Annotated in this window: 3 protein-coding genes; all 3 read left to right on the top strand. The window is 72.1% G+C overall.

Annotation, left to right across the window (positions count from 1 at the left end):
* On the top strand, positions 1-689 hold a 689-nt coding region (locus tag HY68_RS31645), incomplete at its 5' end, for a UbiA family prenyltransferase (RefSeq protein ID WP_041998256.1).
* Positions 690-823: 134 nt separating this feature from the next.
* Complete coding sequence (locus tag HY68_RS31640; RefSeq protein WP_041998254.1) at positions 824-1006, top strand: hypothetical protein; 183 nt, start codon at positions 824-826, stop codon at positions 1004-1006.
* 130 nt (positions 1007-1136) lie between these two features.
* Positions 1137-1913, top strand: a 777-nt coding sequence (locus HY68_RS31635; protein WP_041998252.1) for a sigma-70 family RNA polymerase sigma factor, incomplete at its 3' end; no start/stop codon positions are given.

The raw sequence follows: 1913 nt of genomic DNA, 5'->3' as shown, positions 1-1913 counted from the left end.
CCGCCGTGCTGGCGGGGCAGTTGTCGATCGGCTGGAGCAACGACGCCATCGACGCGGCGCGTGACACCGCGACAGGCCGGGGCGACAAACCGGTGGCGGGCGGCTCCGTGAACGCGCGCGCCGTGCGGACCGCCGCCGTGGTCGCGCTGGCGCTGTGCGTGCCGCTCTCCCTCGGCTACGGGCTGCTGGCAGGCGTGGTGCATCTGGTCGGTGTGGTGGCCGGCTGGGCGTACAACCTCGGGCTCAAGTCGACGGCGCTGTCCTGGCTGCCGTACGCGATCGGATTCGCCTCGCTGCCCGCTTTCGTGACGCTCGGTCTGCCGGGCACGCCCGCGCCCGCCTGGTGGATCGTCACCGCCGCCGCGCTGGTGGGGGTGGGCGCGCATCTCGGCAACGTACTGCCGGACATCGAGGCCGATCTGGCCACCGGTGTGCGCGGCGGCCCGCAACGGCTCGGTCCCACCGCCGTACGGTGGCTGCTGCCCGCCCCGCTGGTGGCGGCGACGGTGCTGCTCGCCTTCGGCCGGCCGAGCACGTGGGGCGGTGTGGCTGTCGGTGTGGTGGTCGTCGTGGCCTTCGCCGGTTCGCTGCTGGGCCGTAGTCGCCCCAAGGTGCCGTTCCTCGCGGCGATCCTGGTCGCCGCCGTCGATGTGGCACTGCTGTTGTGGCAGGGCTCCGCCCTCGCGTAGGGCGGGCAGGCGACCGTTGCCATTCCGGTATACGGGCGGGTGACTGATCGGTGGGGAAGGGGGCACCCGGCGGCAAGCAGCACGGTCACCACCTTCCGACGTGACCGGCCGCCGAACTCATCGGGAGTAAACAGATGTTGGGCTTCGTAGCAGCAGTGCTCTTCGGCATCGCTTTCATTCTCAACGCCACCGAGACGAGCGTCGACACGGCCGTCTTCACCCCGACGAGCCTGCTGTACCTCGGACTTACCTGCCTCGCCCTGCACGTCGCCGGGATAGGCACCGGCTGGGCCGCGCGCAGCGGCCGCCGCCGCTGATCCCACCACAGGCGCGCCCTCGCGGGCGCGTACGTGCACGCACGCGGAAAATCCACATCCCGTTTTCTGTTGTCCAGGACCGTCCCGCACGGTCTCCTGGGTGAACCGGACGAGAACAAGGTGGAGCGTCGTGTACCGAAGTGACCGCAGTGGACCCGACCGTGGCACCGTGCTGGCCGCCCGCGAGGGCGACCAGCACGCCCTGGACGCGCTGGTGGCCTCCTGCATGCCACTGATCTACAACATCGTGGGCCGTGCGCTCGACGGGCACAGCGATGTCGACGACGTGGTCCAGGAGACGCTGGTACGGATCGTCGGCGGCCTCGGCGGGCTGCGCGACCCCGACGCCTTCCGGTCGTGGGCGGTGGCCATCGCCGTCCGTCAGGTGCGCGAGCGGGAGCAGCGCCGGTCGAAGGCGCTGCGCCGTACCGCCTCGCTGGACGCGGCCGACAGTGTCGAGGACCCCGCTTCCGACTTCGCCGCCATGACCATTCTGCGGCTCGGCCTCACCGACCAGCGGCGTGAGGTCGCCGAGGCCACCCGGTGGCTCGACGAGGAGGACCGCACCCTTCTGGCGCTGTGGTGGCTGGAGGCGACCGGCGAGATCAGCAGGGCCGAACTGGCGGCGGCGCTGGGCCTGTCCGAGCGGCACACCGCGGTACGGGTGCACCGGCTCAGGGACCAGATAGAGACCGCACGCTCCATCGTCCGGGTGCTGCACGGAGCCCCGGGGCGCTGTGTGGGGCTCGACGCGCTGACCGAGCGGTGGCCGGGCGATCCCGGCGGGCTGTGGCGCAAGCGCTTCGCGCGCCATCTGCGCGCCTGCGACCTGTGCGGGGCCGGCGAGGAGCCGCGCGTACCGGTGGAACGGCTGCTCGGCGGCCTTCCGTTGCTGCCGCTGCCCGCC

Origin of the sequence: Streptomyces sp. AcH 505 (assembly GCF_000818175.1) — a bacterium.
Classification (GTDB): domain Bacteria; phylum Actinomycetota; class Actinomycetes; order Streptomycetales; family Streptomycetaceae; genus Streptomyces.
This window is presented reverse-complemented; position numbering and strand designations above follow the sequence as displayed.